A 2,661-nucleotide genomic window follows, 5' to 3' on the forward strand; every position below is an offset into this window, starting at 1 on the left:
AGTCGGTTCCTATCTGATGCCCGAGACCGCGCGAGCCGCAATGGATGCTGATCACGGCGTCGCCGGGTGCGAGGCCCATAGCCCGCGCGACCTTCTCGCGGTAGATCTCCTTGACTTCCTGGACTTCCAAGTAGTGGTTCCCCGATCCGAGCGTACCCATCTCGTCCCTTTGTCTCGCCTTTGCGCGATCGGAGACGTAATCCGGCCGGGCACCGGCCGCGGACCCGCGCTCCTCGATACGTTCGAGATCCTCCTCGCGCCCATATCCGCGACGAACCGCCCAGCGGGCCCCTCCGGCCAGCATTGCGTCCATCTCATCGGCATCGAGACGGATCTTTCCGCGGCTTCCCACGCCCGCGGGGATGGCACGAAAAAGAGCTTCGGCAAGCTCCGATTTGACCCGCTCGATGTCGTCGACGCCGAGACCCGTGTGCAGCAGACGAACACCGCACGAGATGTCGAAGCCCACCCCTCCGGCGGAAACGACACCGCCTTCGTCGGGGTCGAAAGCCGCCACGCCGCCGATGGGAAATCCGTATCCCCAGTGAGCGTCGGGCATGGCATAGGCAGCCTTTACGATGCCCGGAAGCCGGGCGACATTCGTCACCTGCTCGTAGACTTTCTCGTCCATGTCGGCCACCAGAGACTCGGTGCCGTAGATGACCGCGGGAACGCGCATCTTCCCCGTGGGCGCAATCCACCACTCGTTCTCCGATTTCCTTCTCAATTTGCCGAGATTCATTTCTTCCTCGTTCCTGCAGGCGTCACACGTCCACGATACACTGCGCAACCCACGTGCCATCGCCTCGCTCGGCGACCCGCAGCTCGGTGAACGTCGCGCCCTTTACCTCGACCCCGACGTCGTGGCGCTCCCGATCTCGCTTCTCACCCCAGGCGGTTCCTCGGAGCCGGCCGTCGTCGATCGTGACGCGAAAGGCTCCGAAAACCATGCCCCGTGTCGCCATCTCGAAAACGATGGCGTTCAGCCAATCGACGAGAAGCATCTCTCGATCGGGTGCTTCGCAGCGGATCTCGACGCTCTCCTTCCCCGAGATTTCTCCGAGCTCGGTGGTCAATGCGCACAACGCCAGAGCCGCGCCTTCGAAAGCTTCCTCGAGAGACGAGCCCAAGCCGCGTACTCCCATGTCCGCATCGTGAGGGAAATGCTCCCAGCTCGCTCGACGCATTCGTCACTCGAGATTCAAAGAAAGCGGCGATGAAACCTCGTCGGGAGACGCCATGATAGCGCCCGGCGACTCGCGCATCCAATTGACTCAAACTTGGGACCCTTCAGTCAGGGACGTGGGCGGAACCTGGGCGATGTGTAAAGATCCCTCCGTTGCCCACGGTCGACGCCACTCCGCGGCATCATTCGAGATCGCGAGGAACGGTGAACTCAATCGACGGATCGCAGCATTCGGGAAGCGGAACGATCGTTCGCTTCGCCGTGGCCATGGCGGCACTCTCCCAAAGTCCGGTTCGCATCGAGAACATTCGCGCCAAACGGCCGACACCCGGCCTTCGTCCGCAACACGTGTCCGCGGTACGGGCGACCGCCCAGCTCTGTAACGCGAAGACCGACGGACTGCGCGTCGGATCACACGAGTTGACCTTCGCCCCGAGCGGTGCAATCCGAGGCGGAGAATTCTATTGGGACATTGGAACCGCCGGATCCACGACCATGCTCGCCCTGAGTATCTTGCCGCTGTCGTGTTTCGCCGCAGGACCGATCCGGGCGCGCATCACCGGCGGCGTCTTTCAGGATTTCGCGCCCTCCCCCCATCACATGCAGAACGTCTTGCTACCCCTCCTCTCTCGAATGGGAGCCGACGCGCAGCTGAAGCTGTTACGGGCGGGCTACGTGCCCAAGGGATCGGGCCAAATCGAGCTTCTCGTAAAACCCGTTTCGAGCAGGCTCCACTCCCTCCACGTGATCGAACCCGGTCTGGTTACCGAGGTCGCCGGCGTTGCCTTCTCGAGCCATCTCGCGGAACAACGCGTCAGCGAGCGCATGGCCAGCTCATGCGAAAAGATTCTGAACGCGGCAGGCATCAGCGCGAAGATCGCCTGCGTCGATGATGGGCTCGCTCTGCAGCCCGGCGCCAGCCTGGCGATTTGGGCCGAGAGCTCGACCGGATGCCTGTTGGGCGGAGACCGCGCCGGCGCGAGGAGAAGGCGCTCGGAGACGATCGGGCACACTGTGGCCCGCAGGTTCCTCGAAGATCTCCGCAGCGGCGCGACCGTGGATCGTTACCTCGCGGATCAGCTCATCTTTTTCGGGGCCCCCGCCGAGGGAACCACCGATTACATCGTTCCCGCCCTGACCGATCACGTGGTGACGAACCTCTGGCTCGCAGAACAGTTCGGCGCGCGCGTCGAGCGCGAGGGCTTGCGGGTCCGAATCGAGGGGCTCGGATTGCAGATCTAGTCTAGTCTGTTACGTTCCAGCTTGATTCGCCTACGCACGACGGGCAAGACGGTGCTGGCTCGATGATTTCGAAATCATTGCCACGGCACTCTCTCTAAGACCCCGCCGGACCGGGCTCGTGCTTTCCCTCGCGGCCGACGAGGGTCACCGTGCTTGCTTGTGGGCCTTTCTCCCCTTGCTCCTCGGCAAACCGAACTTCCGTTCCAACCTCCAGGCGGTGGAAGGCCCCGTCG

General features: G+C 63.2%; 3 protein-coding genes. 1 reads left to right on the forward strand and 2 read right to left on the reverse strand.

Annotated elements, in window-relative coordinates:
- Positions 1-742, reverse strand: a 742-nt coding sequence (locus tag VEK15_30415; protein ID HXV65048.1) for an RtcB family protein, incomplete at its 3' end; no start/stop codon positions are given.
- Positions 743-764: 22 nt separating this feature from the next.
- Positions 765-1,187, reverse strand: a complete 423-nt coding sequence (locus VEK15_30420) for an archease (protein ID HXV65049.1) — start codon at positions 1,185-1,187, stop codon at positions 765-767.
- 203 nt (positions 1,188-1,390) lie between these two features.
- Here VEK15_30420 and rtcA point away from each other — a divergent pair, with 203 nt between their 5' ends.
- Positions 1,391-2,428, forward strand: a complete 1,038-nt coding sequence (gene rtcA, locus VEK15_30425) for an RNA 3'-terminal phosphate cyclase (GenBank protein HXV65050.1) — start codon at positions 1,391-1,393, stop codon at positions 2,426-2,428.
- Positions 2,429-2,661 lie beyond the last annotated feature (233 nt).

The sequence above is a fragment of the Vicinamibacteria bacterium genome (genome assembly GCA_035620555.1).
Lineage (GTDB): Bacteria > Acidobacteriota > Vicinamibacteria > Marinacidobacterales > SMYC01 > DASPGQ01.

Coding starts and splice junctions, on each gene's coding strand:
- VEK15_30420 (HXV65049.1), bottom strand. CDS start 1,187: ATGCGTCGAGCGAGCTGGGAGCATTTCCCTCACGATGCGGACATGGGA.